Origin of the sequence: Curtobacterium sp. MCBA15_013 (genome assembly GCF_001865095.1) — a bacterium.
GTDB lineage: Bacteria > Actinomycetota > Actinomycetes > Actinomycetales > Microbacteriaceae > Curtobacterium.
Genome location: NZ_MJGQ01000022.1, coordinates 8,986 through 9,784 on the forward strand (window position 1 = coordinate 8,986; position 799 = coordinate 9,784).

Below are 799 nucleotides of genomic sequence, written 5' to 3' on the forward strand. Positions count from 1 at the left end.
GGTGCGCCGTGATCGACACCGTCTGTTCGCGCAGGAAGGGCAGCATCTCGATGATCCCGGCCTCGACCACGGGGGCGTCGTGGATCGCCACGTCGACGCTGGCGCCCAGGGCTTCCTCGAGTGCGAGCGGGTCACCGCCCACGAGCCGGATCCGGGCGCCGGGTCCGCCGAACGCCGTGTGCGCCGGGCGGTCCTGCCCCTGGGCGAGCACGGCGTCGAGCGCGTCCTGCTCGACGTCGTCGCCGGAGGACCAGTCCGGCCGGAACAGGTCACCGGAGGCGGCACGGCGGAGGAACTCGTCGTCCGACTCGACCAGGTGGTCGACGACGTGCAGCGGCGATCGACTCGACGCGAGCAGCTGCGTGAGCGGTCCGGGGAGTGGCCGAGCCGTGCTCACGAGCAGGTCGGCCCGGGCAGCGGTCGCGGCGGCGAGCACACGCACGAGGTCGCCGGACGAGGCACCCTCGGCCTGCCGGACGATGACGGACTGCGGTCGCCAGCGCACCACGTTCCGCTCGACGACGAGCCCGGCCGGGTCGTGCGCCACGCCGAACTCGGACTCGCGTGCGCGGACGTCGCTCAGTGCACCGGCGCGCACCTGGTCGAACTCCTCGAACGACAGGCCACTGCGGGCCGCCTCGATCACGGCGGTGACCCGCGGTGGCAGGCCGTGCAGCTGGATGCTCTTGTGGACGGTCCGGGGCGTGGGCTCCCACCGGCCGAGCGTCGCGACGGACATCGAGCCGCCGGGCTTCGTCCCGGTGCCGACCGACGAGCGCTTCCACCCGCCGAACGGCTG

General features: G+C 73.8%; 1 pseudogene. It reads right to left on the reverse strand.

The window, feature by feature from the left end:
* Positions 1 to 799: pseudogene (locus BIV01_RS12040) on the reverse strand (1-pyrroline-5-carboxylate dehydrogenase); the annotation flags it as partial.